We start from the raw sequence: 18,510 nt of genomic DNA, 5'->3' as shown, positions 1-18,510 counted from the left end.
GGAGGGAGTCGAGAAGACGAAGTCTTCGAGTTGCGAGCGTCAGCGAGTTCAAGAAGACCGGAAGGTCTTCGCCGACGACCGGAGGCATGAAAATCTCTCCAGAGATCCGCGCCGTCCCAAAAAAGAGGTCAAAGACCGCATGGCACACCATTTCCCGCGCGGCCCTGCGAGAAATTATTTTCTGTTCGTCCAGAGACCGTGGACATTGCAGTATATCCGGGTCTTTGCATTGACGTCGTCGATCAGGAACTCGGCCTCGGGGGCGTCGCCGGGCTTGAGTTTGTAGACGCAGAGTTTGCGCCCCTTCCGCACCTCGACCCACTCGATATAGTGCTTCTCCTCCATCGGGTGCGGGACGCCGCCCACTTTCACCTTGATCCCCTTCGCCGTCTTTTCAAGGACGGGGACATGCTTCTCCTTCCCGACGTCGGCGGTCTTCTCCTCCATCTTCACCATCGGCGCCCCGCAGCAGACCAGTTGCCCGTCGCCGGCATGCGCGATCTTCACGACATTCCCGCACTTTTCGCATTTATAGACATCCAGCATTTCGGTCATCCGTGATCCTCCCCATTACGGTTCGGTCACTATGCCCTCATGCTTCTTAACAATTGTGTCGGCAAGGTCGGCGAGCGCTGAAAGGTCCTCCGGCGTGGGATACCCCCTGACATAGACAGGGCCGATCATCTCGGCCTTGAGCGGGGCGAGAGTGTCGGTGAGGTACTGGACGGTCCTGCCGCCCCACCCGAAGGAACCAATGACAGAGACGAACTTCGTCTTCGGTTTCAGGGCGCCGAGGAGATAGGCCGCATAGACCGCCGCCGGGTGCGGACCGAAGAGGACGGTCGGCGCCGCAAAGACGATCGTCGCCGCGTCGACGGCCGTCATCGCCACCTCGCCGGGGTCTGCCCGCGTCAGGTCGTAGGGTCGCACCTCGACCCCGCGCTCGATGAGAGCGTCGGTGAAGAACGAGACCATCTTCGCCGTACTCCCGTGCATCGAGACATAGGGGACCAGGACGAGGTTCTTCACGGCGTCCGAGGTCCAGTCCTCATAGGCGTCGAGGATGAGCGAGGGGTCGCGGTAGAGAGGGCCGTGACTCGGGGCGATGACCACCACGTCTCTTGCGGCCACCTTCTGCATCGCCGCCTTCACACTCGCCCTGAAGGGCATCATGATCTCGGCGTAGTAGCGTTTCGCCGCGTGGAAGACAGTCGTGAAATCTTTCACGAAGAGTTCGCTCGTGGCGAGATGGGAACCGAAGAGGTCGCACGAGAAGAGTATGCCGTCCTCCTTCTCGAAGGTGAGCATCGTCTCCGGCCAGTGGACCCATGGCGAGACGATGAACTCCAGCGTCTTCCCGCCGAGGTCAAGGGTGTCGCCGTCCTTCACCGTCTGAATCCTCTCCGGCGGGACCTGGAGGAGGTGCTCGATGAGGTCGCGACACTTCTCGTCCGCAATGACCGTCGCCGCGGGGAACATCTCCAGGAGGAGGGGCAGGGTGCCTGAGTGGTCCTGCTCGGCGTGGTTGATGACGATGTAGTCCAGGGACGCCATCCTGAGTCTCATCAGGTTCTTCAGGAGGTCTTCCTCGAACTTCGGGTCGACGGTGTCAATGAGGGCGGTCTTCTCCGTCCCCCTGACAACGAAGGCGTTGTAACTCGTCCCCTCCGGGGTGCCGATCAGGGCGTCGAAGAGGCGCAGGTCCCAGTCGACGACGCCCACAGAATAGACGTCAGGCGCAATCTCCCGTACAGCCATTTTCATGCCACCGGTTTGAATTTTGTCTTCGGAGCCGTGCAGACCGGACAGGTCCAGTCGTCGGGAAGGTCTGCAAATGCAGTGCCCGCTTTGATCTTCTGTTTCGGTTCGCCCTTTGCCGGGTCGTAGATGTGACCGCAGATCATGCACTGAAATTTTTCCATAGTCTCTCCTCAGTCAGCCTTTTTCTCTATAAGTCTTCGCCTTATGAGAGAAATAGTATCTCCGCGGTCCCCGAAGGAACCGGAGGTCTCTTACTCGTCCATCCGGACAAAATTGCTCTTCTGTGCGCCGCAGACCGGGCAGGTCCAGTCTTCGGGGAGGTCGTCGAAGAGAGTTCCGGGAGCGATCCCGCTTTCAGGGTCTCCCTTTGCCGGGTCGTAGATATAGCCGCAGACCATGCACTGATACCGATCCATATGTCACCAGTCAAGAACTGGGCCTTTCCTCATATAATTTTACCGAAAGATGTGGCGGGAACCTCAGATCAGGAGGAGCCACCCGGTATAGACCGCCGCCTGGATGAGAGTGAGGGGCAGGCCGACTTTCACGAACCCGAAGAAGTCCAGGGTGACACCCCGCCTTTCGGCGCCCTGCACGATGATGACGTTGCTCGCGGCCCCGGCGATCGTCAGGTTCCCGGCGATGGTGCTCCCGGCGGCGAGGGCGAGCATCCCGGCCTCCCCGGTCCCGGCCGCGGTGAGGAGAGGGAGGGCAAGGGCGACGAAGGGGACATTGGAGATGAACTGGCTGAGGATAATGCCGCCGGCCATGATCGCCGGGATGGACGGCGCGACCTCACCCGTACCTGCCATGAGGTCGGCGAGGGCGCCGCTCTCCCGCACACCGGCCATGACGACGAAGAGGGCGGCGAAGAAGACGAGCGTCGCCCAGTCGACCTTCCTCACGAGTTCGACCCGGCGGGGCGAGAGGACAAGGAGGGGGACGGCGGCGGCGACGGCAATGACAATCAGGGGGATCTCGGTGCCGGGCGCAACCGCAAAGATGACGACCTTTGCGATGATCAGGGCGACGACGACAATGAGAGAGGTCCGGGCAAGGGCGGTGAGGGCGGGGTCGCCGGTGCACGCGGGCGGCGCCGGGGCGTCGAGACTTTTTCTCCATTCATCCCTGAAGGCGACGAAGAGGACGGCGCAGGCGAGGAGAAGGGCAAGGACGGTCGGCGGACCGAGGACCGTGAGGAACGCCATGAGCGGGTCGGCAAAACCGCCCTTCGTGGCGACGAGGAGGTTCTGCGGGTTCCCGATCGGGCTTGCGACGCTCCCGGTCGTCACGGCGAAGGCAAGGGCAAGGAGGAGGGCCTGCGACCTGATCCCGTAGCGCACTGCATAGCCGAGGACAAGAGGCGTCCCGATGACGGCGAGAGTGTCGTTCATCAGGAGAGCGGAACCGGCGCCGGCGCAGAGGACGAGGAGGACGATGAGGCCCCCCGCCGTCTTTGCACGCCCGAGGAAGGCGGTGCTCAGGGTGGTGAGGTAACCGCTCTCCTCCAGGGCGACGCCGACGAGGAACATGCAGAAGAGGAAGATCATGACGTCGAGATCGATCGCCTGAAGTGCCGGCACGGGCGCGACAGAACCCGAGAGGAGCATGGCGACCGCTCCGCCGAGCATGATCTGCCAGATGGAAATTTTTACGCCGAGGGTCTGCCTGAAGGCGATGAGGAGGAAGACGGCACCGACGATGAGGAGGGCGATGTGCGTGGGGAAGGGTGTTTTTTCTCTCTATATCTCCCTTCCGACCATCACGGGTTGAGGGTCCAGACCGACCAGGTGAGGTAGGCGGCAAAACTCACCCAGAGGATGTACGGCAGGAGGAGCCAGGCCGCCGCTTTCGAGACGCGGGCCGAGAGGACGATTGTGGCGAGGATCGCACACCAGAGGAGGACGATCTCAAGAAACCCGAGAAATGGCGACTGCAGGCCGAAGAAGAGGGCGGACCAGAGGACGTTGAGCACGAGTTGCACGCCGAAGGCAAGGAGGGCAACCCTCACCTCAGGCCGTCCCGTCCCTTCCCGCCAGATGAGAAAGAGGGAGACGCCCATCAGGATGAAAAGGATCGTCCAGGCAGGGCCGAAGACCCAGGCAGGCGGGTTCAGCGGGGACTTTGCAAGCCCGGCATACCAGCCGGAAATCTGTGGCGCCGTGAAGAAAGAACCGGCAAAGCCGACAAGGAGGGTCAGGGCGACCGATATGACGAGGCGGACGGGATCGGAGAGTGTGGCCATGAGGGAGGATCGCCGTCCCCCTATATGAGTGTTCATCAGAGGGGGAGACCGAGGGCGGAGAAGACCCCGGTCATGTGCAGCCCGATATAGGTGGTGAGCACGGCAAACATACCCTTCAAGAACCGCGCCGGCATCCTGTGGGAGATGAGGGCGCCGGCCTGCGCCGCCGGGATGCTCGCCGCCGCGAGGACGGCAGCCTGGAAGAGGTCCGCGTAGCCGACGGCAAGGGGCGGGAGACCGGCGACACCCTGCCCGAGGAGCATGTACGTGACAAGACCGCTGCTCGCAGCGCAGAGCATCACGACCGTCGATGTGGCGACGGCGCGGTGCATGGGGAAGCGGAGGATCACGGTGAGGATCGGCACCAGTATGACGCCGCCGCCGATGCCGGCAAGACCGGAGACGAGACCCACGGGAACGCCCCAGAGGAGGTAGCGCGTGGCCGGGACTGCCGGCACCTCCGCACTCTCCGTGGTGGCGAAGAAGGTGCGTGCCCCGGCAACAAGGACGACAAGGCCGAAGAAGACCTCAAGAGGAGTGGCAGGGAGTACGGTGGCAAGCCATGCACCGGAGACCGCCGCAGGAACGGCCGCGGCGCCGAGGAGCGCCCCCGCCCGCCAGACGACGGCGCCCTTCCTCTGGTGACCGATGGCGCTGCTCAGGGCGGTGGGGAGGATGACGGCGAGGCTTGTCGCAAAGGCGAGCCTGAGAGCGACCTCGTCAGGGTAGCCTGACACAGAGTAGAGCCAGAACTGCACCGGGACCATGATGAAGCCGCCGCCCACGCCGAGCATGCCGGAGAGGAGACCGGCAAAGACGCCGACCAGCACCAGCACAAGAAGGGTGAGGAGATCTATCATACTCTCCTGTATCTCTGTCTCTTCCTGTACATAGGGATCGGCGCGGGCCGGGAGTATCACCGGAGGACGAAACCCGGACGTATATCTCCTGAGAGAAATATTTCATGGGACATGGCAGAGACCATACGCAACAGGGATTTTTCAGGTGGCTGATACAAAATCGATATCTTATTAAAACCCTGTTGATTGAAAAAGATATTTTCAGCCCTTTGTTTCCCGGCGGTACAGATGCCAGGGAGGGCCATGCGAAACATTTATCATCCCAGAGAGATATTAGCGGAGTGCCCCTGAGCGGGTAAGACACCGTGTACGTGGGGGGACACGTGTCTTCGTCAATGACGGGGCAGGAACAGGTACAAAAGGAAGTACAGGCTTGCTAGGTCTGCCATAAGGTTTCCAAGAACGGTATGCAGAGGGCCACCCTCTGCAGACTGGCAGATGGCCACACATGCTGGTTGCCGGAGTTCATCACTGTGCCGCCCTGCGAGGGCGTGCAGGATATCAGCAGGATGGATTCTTTTCGATCACTCCGGGTCCTGCTGGCAGAACGAGGATGTGGTCCATACTGGGGGGGCGTGGACCACACCCTATTCTGCCTCTGCCCAACCCACCTGACTTCTATTTTTCTTTTTATCCTCCGCCGACAGGCGGGAAGAGCGAGACGACATCCCGGTCCGCGACGACTGTCTGCAGACCCTTCTCAAAGTAGACGTTCCTCCCGTTCCTCAGGACAGTGACATGGTCCTGGAGGACGCCGGGTGCGGCGTAGATCGCATCCCTGAGGGCGGGTCTCTCTGCAATAAGCATCTCGACGAGGCCCCCGATCGTCGTGCCTTCAGGACACTCGACCTCCTTCTCGTTCTCCAGTATCTTCCTGAACGTCGCGAATGCTTTCACAATGACCTTCATTTTTTCGACCTCAGTTTCTCTATCTCCTCTTTCCCTTCAACCCTCAGCACAAAAGTGCCGTGGCACGGTTTCGTGTACGGGAAGATCACGTAGTCGCCGTCCACGCCGATCGGGATCGGGGGGACGCCGATGAGGGCGAGGTCAAAGATGCGGTAACCGGGCATCACGTCGTAGTGCTCCCGGTAGTTCTTCCTGATATATTCCCTGTACTCCTTGAACGAACAGTTCCTGAGGAGGATCTCATAGTTGAGCGCTTCTACGCATCCCATCCCATCACCCTGTCAATATCTTTTGCGAGGGGGAGGACATGGTGGACGGCCTTCGCCACCACCTGCTCGCACGGGAAGTCGATGAGCCCGGCAAGTTCCTCCGCCTCTCTTCCGAAGACGACCGCAACCACGCGCCCGGCAGAGACACTGCCGACCGTCCCCGCATAACTGACACCGCTCTCACGGTGTATGAGCACAAAAGAGACGGCATAGTCTCGTTCATGCTCGACGAGCGAGTCGATACAGGCGTCGAGGTCGACCATCTCGCCGACATAATGCCGGTCAGGATCGGCCATGTCAACGAGCGCCCGCGCCGACGGGTTTCCGGCGACGACCGGCACAAGGCCCATCCTGCGGAGGCCGTGCGCAATGTGGAGGGCCACGCTCACCTGCGCCGCGGCCTCCGGGCACCCGAGCAGGATCAGACCCTCTTTCTGTCTTTCAGATCCTCTGTCCATTTCTGTCATTCTGGTCCTCTTGATCATTCCTGCCGGGGCATTTTGATACCCTCGATCCGCTCGGGGTGGGTGTAGACGGTGAACCTGTCCCCCCGCGAGAAGCAGACAAGAGTGAGCCCGGCCTCTCGTGCAGTCGTAATCCCCTGAGAGGTGGATGCCGCACGCGATATGACAATCGGTATCCCGGCACGGGCCGCCTTCGCCACCATCCCGGCAGGCTGGCGACCGGTACAGCCAAGGACGCACCGCGACCGGTCGAGACCGGCGAGGACGGCGTGCCCGATCACCTTGTCCACCGTGTTGTGGCGGCCGACATCGCAGGCCTTCGCACGGAGTTCCCCGTCGCAGAAGAGCACCGAGCAGTGGAGGCCCCCCGTTCTCCGCCACTCGTCAGACTCGATGGCGGCGGTCATCCTGTAGACATCGTCGATGCCGATCCGCAGGTCTGACGCGACCCGCGGGACTGCACAGAGAGATGCCGGCCCGCCCGACGACTCGACCACCTGCTCGCAGGCCGGGGCAGGGACCGCCTCGACCCTGACCTCGTCACCGACAACCTCGACAGAGATGACTTTCCGGGCAAGGCCCTCGGTGATCGCAAAACCCGCCCCATATTCCCTGAGTGCGTCGGCAGACGCCACCATCCTGGCGACCGGGGTGCCGTTCATTACGAGGAGGTAGCGGTGCTCGACGCAGACCTCGTCGGTGATCTCCCGCGGCTCTCCCCCTTTTACCTGAATACCTGTATGAGTGCAGAGATCCATCAAATATCCCCTTCCCGGTCACGCCCTGCCTGTGCAGGTACTGGCATGTTCCCAACTCTTATATGATATACCCATTAACAGTTGTTAATCCGAACTCTCTCAATTTATGGATTGTGATCTCATGAAACTCCCCTGTGAGACTGGCGTCTGGCTTATCCTCCCGTGCATCCGTGCATGCCTCGTGCAGGAACTGATGGAAAAAGGACTGTCCCAGAGGAAGGTCTCGACAATGCTCGACATCACCCCGGCATCTGTCTCCCAGTATGCATCCAAGAAACGCGGCTGCACAATAGAACTGGGCGACGAAGCGATATCGTCCATCAGGCACCTGGCCGAAGACCTTGTCGCCGACAATGTCGGGCACATGAGTTTACGTATGTGCGACATCTGCATGCAGGTCCGCGCCCAGGGCAATATCGCCGAGGACGACGGCACCCCATGCCCCCGTGACCTCGTCTGCAACATCTCTTCCTCCGGGGATGCGACCCACTCGACCTGAGAGCCCTCCGCATCCGTGAGAGGGTGCGGGCATCTTTCCGGCAGTTTTTTCCGGTTTTTCTGAGGGGCACGAAGTTAATTATTCTAGCCCTGCAATAGTAGAGCGATGTATTCGCAGAGACTGGAAAACCTACCGCCATACTTATTCGCCCGTATCGACGCAATGAAGGCCCAGAAGAGGAAAGAGGGAGTTGACATCATCGACCTCGGTGTCGGCGACCCCGACCTCCCGACGCCTGCCCATATCGTCGAGGCGATGGTCAGGGCGGTGAGGGAACCGAAGAACCACCACTACCCCGCTTACGAGGGGATGGCCGCCTACCGCCAGGCGGTTGCGGAGTGGTACGGAAAACGTTTTTCCGTCTCCCTTGACCCGGACAGCGAAGTCCTCGCCCTGATGGGGTCGAAGGACGGCATCGCCCATATCCCCGAGGCCTTCGTCAACCCGGGCGACTATGTCCTCGTCCCCGACCCCGGTTATCCGGTCTACAAGACCTCGACGCTCTTTGCCGAGGGGAAGACGCACCTCATGCCCCTCACCGCGGAGAACAACTTCCTGCCCGTCCTCGACGACATCCCGAAGGACGTCCTGAAGAAGGCGAAACTCTTCTTCTTCAACTACCCGAACAACCCGACCGCGGCGGTCGCACCGAAAGCGTTCTTCGAGGAGGTCGTGGACTTCGCCCGCGACAACGACCTGGTCGTCGTCCACGACAACGCCTACTCGGAGATCACCTTCGACGGTTACAGGGCGCCCTCTTTCCTGGAGACCGACGGGGCGAAGGAGGTCGGGGTGGAGATGCACTCTCTCTCCAAGACCTACAACATGACCGGGTGGCGGATCGGCATGGCCGTCGGTAACCCGGAGATCCTCTCCGGCCTCGGCCGGGTGAAGTCGAACGTGGACTCCGGGGTCTTCGACGCCGTGCAGGAGGCGGCGGTCGCCGCACTCACCGGTCCCCAGCAGTGCGTCGCCGACGCCTGCACCGTGTACCAGGAACGCCGCGACGTCCTTGTCAGGGGCCTCCGGGAACTCGGCTTCGACGTCCGTGCACCGAAGGCTACCTTCTATGTCTGGATGCCTGTCGACGACTGCATGAAGACGGCGGCGCAGTTCCTCGACAGGGCCGGGATCGTCGTGACGCCGGGTGTCGGTTTCGGCGAGAGCGGGGCGGGGTACGTGCGTTTCGCCATCACCCGCTCTGTCGAACGGATCGAAGAGGCCCTCGACCGCATCAGGAGGATCATGCCATGAAACTCCCGCCGCACCTGACAATCAAAGACGGCCGTCTCGCCATCGGCGGCGTCGACTGCCCTTCCCTTGCAGAGGAGTACGGCACGCCCCTGTACGTCACCGACCTTGACCGGGTCACCGGCAACTTCAGGCGTTTCCACGCCGCCCTCGCCGCCCACTACCCTGACGTGCAGGTGCTCTTCGCGGCGAAGGCGAACGGCAACCTCGCGGTGATCAGGGCCCTCGCCGCCGAAGGGGCGGGCGCGGACGTCTTCTCCCCCGGCGAACTCGAACTGGCCGTCCGTGCCGGCATGAAGCCAGAACGCCTCCTCTTCAACGGGAGTTCCAAGAGCCGCGCCGACCTCGCCCTCGCCGTCGAGATGGGGGTGCGGGTCTCGGTCGACTCCCTGGACGAACTCCACCAGCTCGACGCCATTGCCGGCGAGGCCGGGAAGACGGCGGAGATCGCCTTCAGGGTGAACCCGGCCCTCGAGGTGCCGACCCACCCGAAGATCGCCACCGGGCTTGCAACGAGCAAGTTCGGCATCCCGGCGCAGGAGATCGTCGGCGCATACGGGGAAGCACTCGCCTGCGAGCATATCGAACCTGTCGGCATCCACTGCCACATCGGGTCCCAGATCCTGGAGGTCGAGCCCTTCGCCTGCGCCGCAGAGGTGATGGTGCGGGTAGCAAAGGAGGTCACCGACCTCGGTGTCAGCCTGGAATTCCTCGACCTCGGCGGTGGCCTCGGCATCCCGTACCACCACGACACCGACCCGGCACCGACGCCCGCCGAGTATGCGGCCGCCGTGATGCCGGTCTTCCTGCGGGGCATCAGGGAGTGCGGGATCGACCCGGCCCTCTGGGTGGAACCGGGCCGCTGGCTCGTCGGCGACTCATCGGTCCTCCTCGCCCGCGTGAACTCGGTGAAGAAGGCCCACAAGACCTTCGTGAACGTGGACGCAGGGTTCAACCTCCTCATCCGCCCGGCGATGTACGACGCCTACCACGAGGTGCTCGTGGCAGACCGCGCCGACGTCCCGGCCGACGGCACCTACACGGTGGCAGGCCCGATCTGCGAGACAGGCGACATCATTGCGCACGACCGCGCCCTCCCGGCGCCGAAGGCCGGCGACGTCATCGCCGTCCTCGACGCGGGCGCCTACGGCTACGCGATGTCATCGCAGTACAACAGCAGGCCGCGCTGTGCCGAGGTTGCGGTGAGCGGGAGGAAGCACGCCCTGATGCGCCGGGCCGAGACCATCGACGACGTCACAGCCGCCATGGTGACCCCGGTCTGGAAGGAGTGACCGGAGAACTGTGAACTTTCACTACGCCCTCGTCGACGACCTGATCAGCCGCGAGGAGTTTGAGAAGCGGGTGAACGAACGCATGCAGGCGTCGGGCGGTCTCCTCGACGAGAACGCCGCCGCACTCCTTGTCGTCACCGACTGCGGCCGTCACCACCTGCAGATCACCGGCATCGTCCCCGGCCCTTCGATCGTCTCCTTCTTCGGGAAAGTGCTCTCTGCCGCGGAACCCGAGGAGTTCACACGGCGCGACGGGGACACCGGGGTGCGCGCCACTCTCCTCCTCGGCGACGCCTCCGGCCGGATCGAGGTGACCCTCTGGGACGAGAAGGCCGGGGCGGTCGCCGAGATCGAACCCGGCGAGGTGCTTGAGGTGATCGGGCGACTCGCACCGCGGGGCGGGAGCGTCACGGCCCTTGCCCTGCGGAAGTCCACGGTGCTCATCGACTGCCCGGTGGAGACGGAACGCACCTGCGCATCGCCGGTCGGCACCGGCGACCTTGTGGTGCGTATCCTCGGGATCGGAGAGCCGCGAGAGTTCACGCGGCGCGACGGGACAGGCGGGACGATGACCACGGCCGTCATCGGCGACCGGACCGGGACGGCGCGCCTCGTCTGCTGGGACCCGGCGATACTTGCAACCTCGGCGGCCGGCGACACCGTGCGCATCAGCGGTGCACGGGGGGCCGTGAAGGTCGGGGGGCCTGAGTTCTCCCTCGACGACCGCGGGAGCGTCACACCGACCGACGGGGAGGTCGAGGTTGAGGTCAGGGTCACCCCCGCCACAGAGGTGACGGCAGGCGAGTGCGTCTCACTGGCGGGGCAGGTCGCGGCGGTGCACCCCCCGCGGAGTTTCCAGACCCGCACCGGCGAGAGGTCGTATGTGCAGAACATCGACCTTGCCGACGAGTCGGGAACGGTACACCTCGTCCTCTGGGGCGACCAGGCCCTCCTCGGCCTTGCACCCGGCGACGTGGTCAGGGTCTACCACGCACGGGCAAAGGAGGGACGGGACGGCGGGACCGAGGTCTCCGTCGGCCGGGGGAGCGTGCTCCTCGGCGCCGGGGAAGAGAACGAGGAAGAGATCGTCTTTCAGGGGACGACCGTCCCCTCGGCCCTCGGCATGACCATCGACAACGGCGTCGAGGCCTATCTCCTCCCCATCGACATCCTCCCCGGCCAGGAGGTGACGGTGACCGGGACACGGCGGGGGCCGCGGATCGTCCCGGCGGCAATCGAACCGGTTGACATCGACAGGCACGCCCTTGAACAACGCCTCGAAGACCTGACCGGCGGGACACCCTGAGGACGAGGACACGACCGTTCACTTTCACACCGCACACGGCAAAGGCAGTTGATGTCAGGTGCGAAAGGGATATGTGTGCCCGGAGACCACGCTCACGCGGGTTTTCCCGGCCTTCCGCACCTTCCGCACCGTCCCTGCTGGTGTGTGTGACCAAAATATCTGAAGGAATGAGGTAAAATATGGCAAAAACATCCCTGGACCTTGAAGATCTCCCCGGCGTCGGGCCGACAACGGCAGACAAGCTGCGGGAGGCTGGTTATGTAACTGTCGAGAGTATTGCTACGGCTTCGCCAGCCGACCTCGCCGAGACGGCTGAGATCGGGGAGTCGAGCGCAAAGAAGATAATCAAGTCGGCCCGCGAACTCGCCGACATCGGCGGTTTCAAGACCGGCATCGCCGTCCTCGAAGACAGGAAAGAAGTAAAGAAACTCCAGACCCTTGTCCCGGAATTCGACGCCCTCCTCTCCGGCGGGCTGGAGACGAAGTCCATCTCGGAAGTCTACGGTGAGTTCGGGTCGGGCAAGAGCCAGATAGCCCACCAGATGGCGGTCAATGTCCAGCTCCCCGAAGAACTCGGCGGGCTGCACGGTTCCTGCATCTATATCGACACCGAGAACACCTTCCGCCCGGAGCGTATCGAGCAGATGGTGGCGGGGCTCGATATCCCCGGCTACGAAGTACCGCCTTTCATGGAGTTCCTCGAACGGATCCATGTCGCAAAGGGCTACACCTCCGACCACCAGATGCTCCTCGTCGACAGTGCCCGCGACCTCGCAAACGAGATGAAGGACAGCGACTATCCCGTACGGCTGATCGTCATCGACTCGCTGACCGCACATTTCAGGGCAGAGTATGCAGGCAGGGGCACCCTGTCGGTGCGGCAGCAGAAGTTGAACAGGCACATGTACGACCTTGCAAAACTTGCCGAGGAGTACAATGCCGTCGCCCTCGTCACCAACCAGGTCCAGTCGAACCCCGGCGTCTTCTTCGGCGACCCCACAAAACCGATCGGCGGCAACATTGTCGGGCATGCGGCAAAGTTCAGGCTTTATCTCAGGAAGAGCAAGGGCGGCAGGCGGATCGCAAAACTCGTCGACAGCCCGAACCTGCCCGAAGGCGAGGCGGCGTTCGTCGTCGAGATGTCCGGACTCAAGCCCTGAAGGGGGCGCAGGTGCTGAAGGCAGTCGTCACCGACCTCGACGGGACACTCACTGATGCGCGGCGGCGGATCTCCACCGCCGCCATCGAGACGATCCGGGACCTCGTCGATACCGGTATCCCGGTCGTCATCGCGAGCGGGAACACCATCTGCTCCCTCGACATGTTCTGCAAGATGGTCGGGACTGACGGGACGATCATCGGCGAGAACGGGGGAGTGTACCGTCTCCGCTTCAATGGCAAAGTCCATGTGGCAGGCCGTCAGTCGGCCTGCTGGGATGCCTACCGCCGGATCGAGGAGCATTTCGCCGCGGAGGGGAAGAGTCTCACCCTGTACTCGCCGGACAACCGCCTTGCCGACATCGCCTTTGCCCGCACCGTCGAACCTGCCAGGGTGGCGGAGGTGATCGCCGACATGCCGGTCAGGGCGATCGACACCGGTTTCGCCATCCACCTCCAGTACCAGGGCATCTCGAAGGGGACCGCACTCTCCGACATCTCTCTCCTGATGGGCCTCACCCCCGCAGATTTTCTTGCCATAGGGGACTCGGAGAACGACAGGGAGATGATCAGCCGCGCCGGCATCGGGGCCACCCTGGACAACGCCACCCCCAGCATAAAGGAGACGGCAGATTATGTCTCTGAAAAGAGGTATGGGGAAGGCTTTGTTGATATTATCCGGAAGTATCAGAAATTATTCACATAATTATTTTTTCGAGAGATAACGGTCGACCACGATGTAGTCGCGCGCATCCTTGACCGCCTCGAAAGCGATGAGCATATTCTCGCCGTCCATCCTGTACCCTGCCGTATCGAAGGAGGCATCGGGTTTGATGATCAGGTCGACGACCTCGCCGGAATCAAGGTCGATCAGGAGGTTCTTGATCTGGCCGATGATCATACCGTCATTGCTCATGACCTTTTTTCGTGCAAGGCCCCGTGAGAAGATCTTACTCATAGTTTTTGAGTGGGTTCTGTCGATATATAAATTGTTTGAAAAGAAGGTGGATTTGGTATCCCGCCGTTTTCCGCCGGGTGTTCACTTGAGGATCTCGGAGGCCATCTTGATGTCCACGGACTTGACGGTCTTTCTTCCCGCATGACGGGTGAGTTTGATCGCCTCCCGTGCGAGGACCGTCCCGTATTCTTCCATCAAAACGGCCAGAGCCTCGCTCCCGTCGGCACTGACACGCTCAGCGCCGGCATTTTTTATGATCCTTCCTACCGGTGCAATTGGCAGTTCGCCCATCTGTTTTCACCTCGCTCCTCAACCCCGCCCCCCAGAGGGATGAGTGGGTTGAAATAACACACCCCCTGATGTAGATACCAATATTTATAGTTGTGGGTTGTTGGATTGGTGTACCGCCAATTATCACCCCACTTACAGTGCGGGGAAGACACCTATGATGTCTGACTGGGTGATGATCCCGACGGGCTTTCCGCCCTCGAATACGATGAGACGACCGATTTCACGCTCTTTAAAGCGCCTGATCACTTCGTAGAGATGTGTGTCGGCATCGGTCTCGACGACCTCGGAGGTCATCACCGCGGTGACCGATGTGGCAAGGTCCAGGCCCCGGTCCAGTCCATTGGCAAGGTCGGTCAGGGTGACGATGCCGGAAAGACTCTCGCCGTCCATCACCGGCGCACCGTGGATGTGGTGCCGGGCAAAAAAGGACGCCGCAGACTGGAGGGTGTCGTCGGAGGAGAGAGAAAGGAGCGGGGAACTCATATAATGCCGGATCGATTTTTTCGGGAGGGAGATCATCTCGATGATAGATATGAGAAGCGCACTTTTCACCTCGTCTTTGCCGTAGATCTCACCACGGACGAGGAGTTTGTTCACCGGGGTCGGGCCGATGGTGACCTGGTCCCCGATCTCGAAGATCTTCACGCTCCCGATGATCCTGATCAGGGCGTGGCAGATGTCGGGGTGACAGAGGGTGGTGAAATCGATCTCGGCCACATTGGCCCCTTCCACCTCGGCACCGTCCCGCGCGATTGGGACATGGGACTCCTGGTCATAATTGGTGAGGTTCAGTTCGTGGTAGGCCAGGGTCAACGGATTGTATCCTCCTTTCGGGCCGGGGACACCGTCCACCAGGCCGAGTGCCTTGAGTGACTGCATCTGGTTCCGGACAGTGCCGGGGTTGCGCTTGAGCACGTCGGCGATCTCTTCCCCCTTGATCGCGCGGGAGTGCCGGTGGTACAGGGTGATGAGAGTGATAAGTATCTCTTTCTGTATAAGGGATAAATCCATACAGAGAATTAGACCGAAGATCAATATCTTGGTTGTGGGTGCCGTGGATTTCGAAAAAATACCAACTGTTCCGACTGCGGACGAAGTTCTCGACCGGAGTTTCCGGCGAGCCGCCGCAAAGATGCGGACAAAGACGAACAAAGACCGTGCGAATGAAGATTTTGTCAGGGCTGTTTCAAGTGCCGTCCATGACAAACTGGTCCATGTCATCCAGTCGTTCCCGGTCTTCGAGGAGCAACCGCCCTTTTACCGTGATACCGTCGAGGCGCTCTTCGGTATCGAGAGACTGAAGATGGCCCTCGGGAACGTGGGGTGGGCGGCGATGCACACGAAGAGGATGGGCTTTGAACACGGCGGGAGGCGGATCAGGAAGGCCGAGGACACCGCGGTGGTGCGGAAGAGGGCCGTGGCCAGGATCGCCTCGATCGTCCACCAGATCGACAAAGACCTTCTCTTCCTCAATGTGGCGAGGAACGTCCTGCGCAAACTCCCCGAGGTCAGGGACAGCGAGTTCACCGTGGTGATCGCCGGATACCCGAATGTGGGCAAGTCCTCCTTTATCAGGCTGGTCTCCTCGGCCGAACCAGAGATCGCTTCGTATCCCTTCACCACGAAGGGCGTGATCGTGGGCCACCATTACGAGGGTCGACGCCGTATCCAGTTCCTCGACACCCCCGGCCTCCTCAACCGCCCCGAGGAGGATAGAAACGCCGTCGAGGAGCAGGCGATCGCCGCGATCGTGAATACCGCCGACCTGATCGTCTTCATCCTCGACCCGAGCGAGTACTGCGGGTACCCGATGGACGACCAGCGTATCCTCCTCGACACGGTCCGGAATATGGTGGATGTGCCGGTGCTCGTCGTCGCCAACAAGGCCGATATCCGTGCAGGAGAGGAGGGTGTGCTTTCCATGTCTACCGCCACCGGCGAGGGCGTGGACGCGGTGCTCGCCGAGGTCCTCCTACACTATCATGAGCCAGCCCCAGCTCCCGCTGAGGGCACAGGCGATGAGAAACCCGAGGATCGTACCGCCATTGAGGGGCGGGAGTCCGGCCTGCGGACGGCCGGAGAGGACGAACCTGAGGAGGACGGCCATACCGACGACTGACCCGGCCATCGCTCCGAGTGCAGGCACCGATATGAACCAGAGGGCCGGGGCCGGGACGAAGACCTGGGCCGAGACGACAAGGACGGACGGCATGATCAGGTCGCCCATCCCCATGATAAATGCCCCCCGTTCTTCTTTCCCTTTTTGAAGATCCATCCCTTCATTTCTGAACGAGAAGTCCCTCCTCTTCGGTATGACGAAGAGGATGGGGGTCTTGAGGTCGATGATCCCTTCGGCAAGAGTGATCATGTGTTTTGTCCTGTACACCGAGAGGGCGTCATAGACTGCGAGGAGGGCGAGGAGGAGGATCACCGGCAGGACGGCGAGGGAGATCCCGAAGATGGAGGCGACGCCCCCGGCGATGAGGATGCCCAGGGTGTCGATGACGTACCACTCGGGGTACAGGAAGAGGACGGCCGTCGCCGCACCTGCGACCGCGACCGGCAGGATATACACCAGAAGGGGGGTGTCGAGGACGATGGCCGACAGGGTCCAGAAGATGTAGTAAAAGGTCAGGAATATGGAGAGCGCGACAAGTCCGAGGATCACCTTCTTCCCGCCGATCTTGATCAGACCGAGCATGAGCAGGGTGAAGGCAAGGATGAGGCCGAGGAATATGAAGGGATTCGCAACTGATGTCGGGTCTTCAAAGGCCACAATACCGGCCGACTGCATCGGCAGGGCAAGGAGGATGCCGAGCACCTCGACCACGATAAGCATCGCCGGCATCACCATCAAGGGCATGTTATTCCGAATATCCATTTCTGACCTCTTTTAATATCGTTAGATTAATTAATAGTTCCTTAGCATCTAAAAGCATGGAGATCCGAGAAGTCCTCGTAGACATTGTCCTCACCATCGTCCTTGTCCTCTCCACCCTCACGCTGGTCTGGCGGGTCTGGCAGGACCTGACCATGGCGGTGGCGACGACCCTGATGATGCTCTCCCTTGGCGGTCTCTTCCTCTCCCTCGGCTACAAGGTCCAGAGGCTTGAGGCAAGCATCATCGCACGCGAGCGGACGATGCGGGTGAACCTGGAAGAACTCTCCACGACAATGGTACAGAGATACGACAATACCGTGAGGCACATCGACGATACGGTGAGCGACATCACCCGCAGGATGTACAGGTAAGATAGAGGTAAGGACCCGGGAAAGAGTATCCATGGGCGTTGCACTACGTGATATACTCGGTGAGTTCTGTCAGGAGATGGAACTCGACGAAGTGAGGGGCGCGGTCGGCATCGATGCCTTCAATGCGCTGTACCAATTTCTGACAATCATCAGGCAACCTGACGGCACTCCCCTGATGGACGCGGAGGGGCGGGTCACCTCCCACCTCTCGGGCCTGTTCTTCCGGAACGTCAACTTCCTGGAGAAGGGGATACGCCCGGTCTATGTCTTCGACGGTGCTCCCCCCGACCTGAAGAGCACGACGGTCGAGAAGCGCCGGGAGGTGCGGGAGGCGGCGGGAGTCAGGTGGCAGGAGGCCCTTGCCTGCGGCGATACGGAGGAGGCCTACAAACAGGCCCGCGCCTCGACCCGGATCGACGAGGCGATGATCGCGTCGAGCAAGCGCCTCCTCGACCTGACGGGCATCCCCTGGGTCCAGGCGCCGAGCGAGGGCGAGGCCCAGGCGGCCTATATGGTGCAGAAGGGTGACGTGAAGGCGGCGGCCTCGCAGGACTACGACTCACTCCTCTTCGGGGCGCCGCGTCTCCTGCGGAACCTGGCGATATCGGGGAAGAGGAAGATGCGGGGGCGGCAGGTGACGGTGCGCCCGGAGTCTCTCTCCCTTGCGGCGGTGCTCGGCGGCCTCGGCCTCACGCGCGAAGAACTGGTGGAGGTCGGGGTCCTTGTGGGGACGGACTTCAACGCCGGTGTGCGGGGCGTGGGGGCGAAGACGGCCCTGAAGATCGTGAAGAGGGGCGGTTTCGCGGGGACGGTCAGGGAGAAGGCACCCGACTTCGACCCGGAACCGGTGCTCTCCTTCTTCCTCGACCCGCCCACCACCGACGACTACCGCCTCGCCTGGAAGAGCCCGGACAGGGAGGGGATCGTCGCCATGCTCTGCGGGGAGTACTCCTTCTCCGAGGACAGGGTCGAGACGGCCCTGGACAGACTCGATAAGACGGCGGGACAGAAGACGCTCGACGCCTGGTTCTGAAGGGGCTCTGAATATTTTTTTGGTTTTTTGTTGATTGCAGGACGGTCCCCTCGCGGGTCCCTCCGCCTTCCCCAAACACTCTACCCGGGACTGCTCGAAGACTTCGTCTCATGGCACATCAAAGATGTGCCTGCTCAGGAGATCTCCGATCTCCTGTGTCTCTCGTTCACTTCGTTCACATCTCGAAAGCCTAACGGCTTTCTC

23 protein-coding genes and 1 pseudogene are annotated in these 18,510 nt (G+C 61.7%); 9 read left to right on the top strand and 15 right to left on the bottom strand.

Annotated elements, in window-relative coordinates:
* Positions 1 to 174 precede the first annotated feature (174 nt).
* The 11 genes from Q0520_RS01595 to fdhD form a co-directional block, all read right to left on the bottom strand.
* Complete coding sequence (locus Q0520_RS01595) at positions 175 to 555, bottom strand: desulfoferrodoxin (protein WP_298665766.1); 381 nt, start codon at positions 553 to 555, stop codon at positions 175 to 177.
* A 15-nt stretch (positions 556 to 570) separates the two neighbouring features.
* Complete coding sequence (locus Q0520_RS01590; protein ID WP_298665764.1) at positions 571 to 1,758, bottom strand: FprA family A-type flavoprotein; 1,188 nt, start codon at positions 1,756 to 1,758, stop codon at positions 571 to 573.
* A 2-nt stretch (positions 1,759 to 1,760) separates the two neighbouring features.
* Positions 1,761 to 1,922 carry a rubredoxin gene (locus tag Q0520_RS01585; protein ID WP_298665763.1) on the bottom strand — a complete coding sequence of 54 codons (162 nt, stop codon included), beginning with the start codon at positions 1,920 to 1,922 and terminating at the stop codon, positions 1,761 to 1,763.
* A gap of 90 nt (positions 1,923 to 2,012) precedes the next feature.
* Positions 2,013 to 2,177 (bottom strand): rubredoxin, encoded by a 165-nt coding sequence (rd, locus tag Q0520_RS01580; RefSeq protein WP_298665761.1) that lies wholly within the window; start codon positions 2,175 to 2,177, stop codon positions 2,013 to 2,015.
* Positions 2,178 to 2,240: 63 nt separating this feature from the next.
* A complete protein-coding gene (locus tag Q0520_RS01575) occupies positions 2,241 to 3,440 on the bottom strand; it encodes an SLC13 family permease (protein ID WP_298665768.1) in 1,200 nt (399 codons plus the stop codon).
* Between the two features lie 83 nt (positions 3,441 to 3,523).
* Positions 3,524 to 4,006 (bottom strand): TspO/MBR family protein, encoded by a 483-nt coding sequence (locus Q0520_RS01570; protein WP_298665759.1) that lies wholly within the window; start codon positions 4,004 to 4,006, stop codon positions 3,524 to 3,526.
* 35 nt (positions 4,007 to 4,041) lie between these two features.
* Positions 4,042 to 4,866, bottom strand: coding sequence for a sulfite exporter TauE/SafE family protein (locus Q0520_RS01565; protein ID WP_298665757.1), 825 nt, complete (start codon positions 4,864 to 4,866; stop codon positions 4,042 to 4,044).
* A gap of 630 nt (positions 4,867 to 5,496) precedes the next feature.
* On the bottom strand, positions 5,497 to 5,775 hold the full coding sequence (locus Q0520_RS01560) for a ubiquitin-like small modifier protein 1 (RefSeq protein WP_298665755.1): 279 nt from the start codon (positions 5,773 to 5,775) through the stop codon (positions 5,497 to 5,499).
* On the bottom strand, positions 5,772 to 6,044 hold the full coding sequence (locus tag Q0520_RS01555) for a DUF1894 domain-containing protein (RefSeq protein WP_298665753.1): 273 nt from the start codon (positions 6,042 to 6,044) through the stop codon (positions 5,772 to 5,774). The genes Q0520_RS01560 and Q0520_RS01555 overlap by 4 nt, the downstream gene beginning before the upstream one ends.
* Positions 6,032 to 6,511, bottom strand: a complete 480-nt coding sequence (locus Q0520_RS01550; protein ID WP_298665751.1) for a DUF1890 domain-containing protein — start codon at positions 6,509 to 6,511, stop codon at positions 6,032 to 6,034. Before Q0520_RS01550 ends, Q0520_RS01555 begins: the two co-directional genes overlap by 13 nt.
* A gap of 14 nt (positions 6,512 to 6,525) precedes the next feature.
* Entirely contained in the window at positions 6,526 to 7,266 is a 741-nt protein-coding gene (gene fdhD / locus Q0520_RS01545; RefSeq protein WP_298665749.1) for a formate dehydrogenase accessory sulfurtransferase FdhD, read from the bottom strand.
* A gap of 121 nt (positions 7,267 to 7,387) precedes the next feature.
* On the opposite strand from fdhD, the gene Q0520_RS01540 reads away from it, so the two are divergent.
* The 6 genes from Q0520_RS01540 (at position 7,388) to Q0520_RS01515 (ending at position 13,478) form a co-directional block, all read left to right on the top strand.
* The gene (locus tag Q0520_RS01540; RefSeq protein ID WP_298665747.1) at positions 7,388 to 7,765 is read left to right on the top strand and encodes a transcriptional regulator; all 378 of its coding nucleotides are present in this window, start codon (positions 7,388 to 7,390) and stop codon (positions 7,763 to 7,765) included.
* Between the two features lie 105 nt (positions 7,766 to 7,870).
* Complete coding sequence (locus tag Q0520_RS01535) at positions 7,871 to 9,019, top strand: LL-diaminopimelate aminotransferase (protein WP_298665745.1); 1,149 nt, start codon at positions 7,871 to 7,873, stop codon at positions 9,017 to 9,019.
* Positions 9,016 to 10,308 carry a diaminopimelate decarboxylase gene (gene lysA, locus Q0520_RS01530; RefSeq protein WP_298665742.1) on the top strand — a complete coding sequence of 431 codons (1,293 nt, stop codon included), beginning with the start codon at positions 9,016 to 9,018 and terminating at the stop codon, positions 10,306 to 10,308. The genes Q0520_RS01535 and lysA overlap by 4 nt, the downstream gene beginning before the upstream one ends.
* 10 nt (positions 10,309 to 10,318) lie before the next feature.
* Entirely contained in the window at positions 10,319 to 11,614 is a 1,296-nt protein-coding gene (locus Q0520_RS01525; protein WP_298665740.1) for an OB-fold nucleic acid binding domain-containing protein, read from the top strand.
* 179 nt (positions 11,615 to 11,793) lie between these two features.
* Positions 11,794 to 12,774: a DNA repair and recombination protein RadA gene (radA, locus tag Q0520_RS01520; protein WP_298665738.1), complete on the top strand. Its 981-nt coding sequence runs from the start codon at positions 11,794 to 11,796 to the stop codon at positions 12,772 to 12,774.
* 11 nt (positions 12,775 to 12,785) lie between these two features.
* The gene (locus tag Q0520_RS01515; RefSeq protein WP_298665737.1) at positions 12,786 to 13,478 is read left to right on the top strand and encodes a phosphoglycolate phosphatase; all 693 of its coding nucleotides are present in this window, start codon (positions 12,786 to 12,788) and stop codon (positions 13,476 to 13,478) included.
* Here Q0520_RS01515 and Q0520_RS01510 read toward each other — a convergent pair whose 3' ends face one another.
* The 3 genes from Q0520_RS01510 to Q0520_RS01500 form a co-directional block, all read right to left on the bottom strand.
* Positions 13,479 to 13,730: a PRC-barrel domain-containing protein gene (locus Q0520_RS01510; protein WP_298665735.1), complete on the bottom strand. Its 252-nt coding sequence runs from the start codon at positions 13,728 to 13,730 to the stop codon at positions 13,479 to 13,481.
* 81 nt (positions 13,731 to 13,811) lie between these two features.
* Positions 13,812 to 14,021, bottom strand: coding sequence for a histone family protein (locus tag Q0520_RS01505; RefSeq protein WP_298665733.1), 210 nt, complete (start codon positions 14,019 to 14,021; stop codon positions 13,812 to 13,814).
* 132 nt (positions 14,022 to 14,153) lie between these two features.
* Positions 14,154 to 15,032: a CBS domain-containing protein gene (locus Q0520_RS01500; protein WP_298665731.1), complete on the bottom strand. Its 879-nt coding sequence runs from the start codon at positions 15,030 to 15,032 to the stop codon at positions 14,154 to 14,156.
* A 43-nt stretch (positions 15,033 to 15,075) separates the two neighbouring features.
* Here Q0520_RS01500 and Q0520_RS01495 point away from each other — a divergent pair, with 43 nt between their 5' ends.
* Positions 15,076 to 16,140, top strand: a complete 1,065-nt coding sequence (locus Q0520_RS01495; protein WP_342765225.1) for a GTPase — start codon at positions 15,076 to 15,078, stop codon at positions 16,138 to 16,140.
* On the opposite strand, the pseudogene Q0520_RS01490 reads toward Q0520_RS01495, so the two are convergent.
* Positions 16,084 to 16,815 (bottom strand): annotated as a pseudogene (locus tag Q0520_RS01490) (presenilin family intramembrane aspartyl protease PSH); the annotation flags it as partial. The gene Q0520_RS01495 and the pseudogene Q0520_RS01490 sit on opposite strands and share 57 nt — an antisense overlap.
* Positions 16,816 to 16,958: 143 nt before the next feature.
* Between Q0520_RS01490 and Q0520_RS01485 the strand changes: the two are divergent.
* Positions 16,959 to 17,273, top strand: a complete 315-nt coding sequence (locus Q0520_RS01485; RefSeq protein ID WP_298665727.1) for a hypothetical protein — start codon at positions 16,959 to 16,961, stop codon at positions 17,271 to 17,273.
* 31 nt (positions 17,274 to 17,304) lie between these two features.
* A complete protein-coding gene (gene fen, locus Q0520_RS01480) occupies positions 17,305 to 18,306 on the top strand; it encodes a flap endonuclease-1 (RefSeq protein WP_298665725.1) in 1,002 nt (333 codons plus the stop codon).
* Positions 18,307 to 18,510: the final 204 nt, after the last annotated feature.

The organism is uncultured Methanofollis sp. (assembly GCF_937919355.1).
In the GTDB taxonomy this organism is placed as follows: Archaea; Halobacteriota; Methanomicrobia; order Methanomicrobiales; family Methanofollaceae; genus Methanofollis.
Note: the sequence above shows the minus strand (reverse complement) of the source record. Positions and strands in the feature narration are given on the sequence as shown.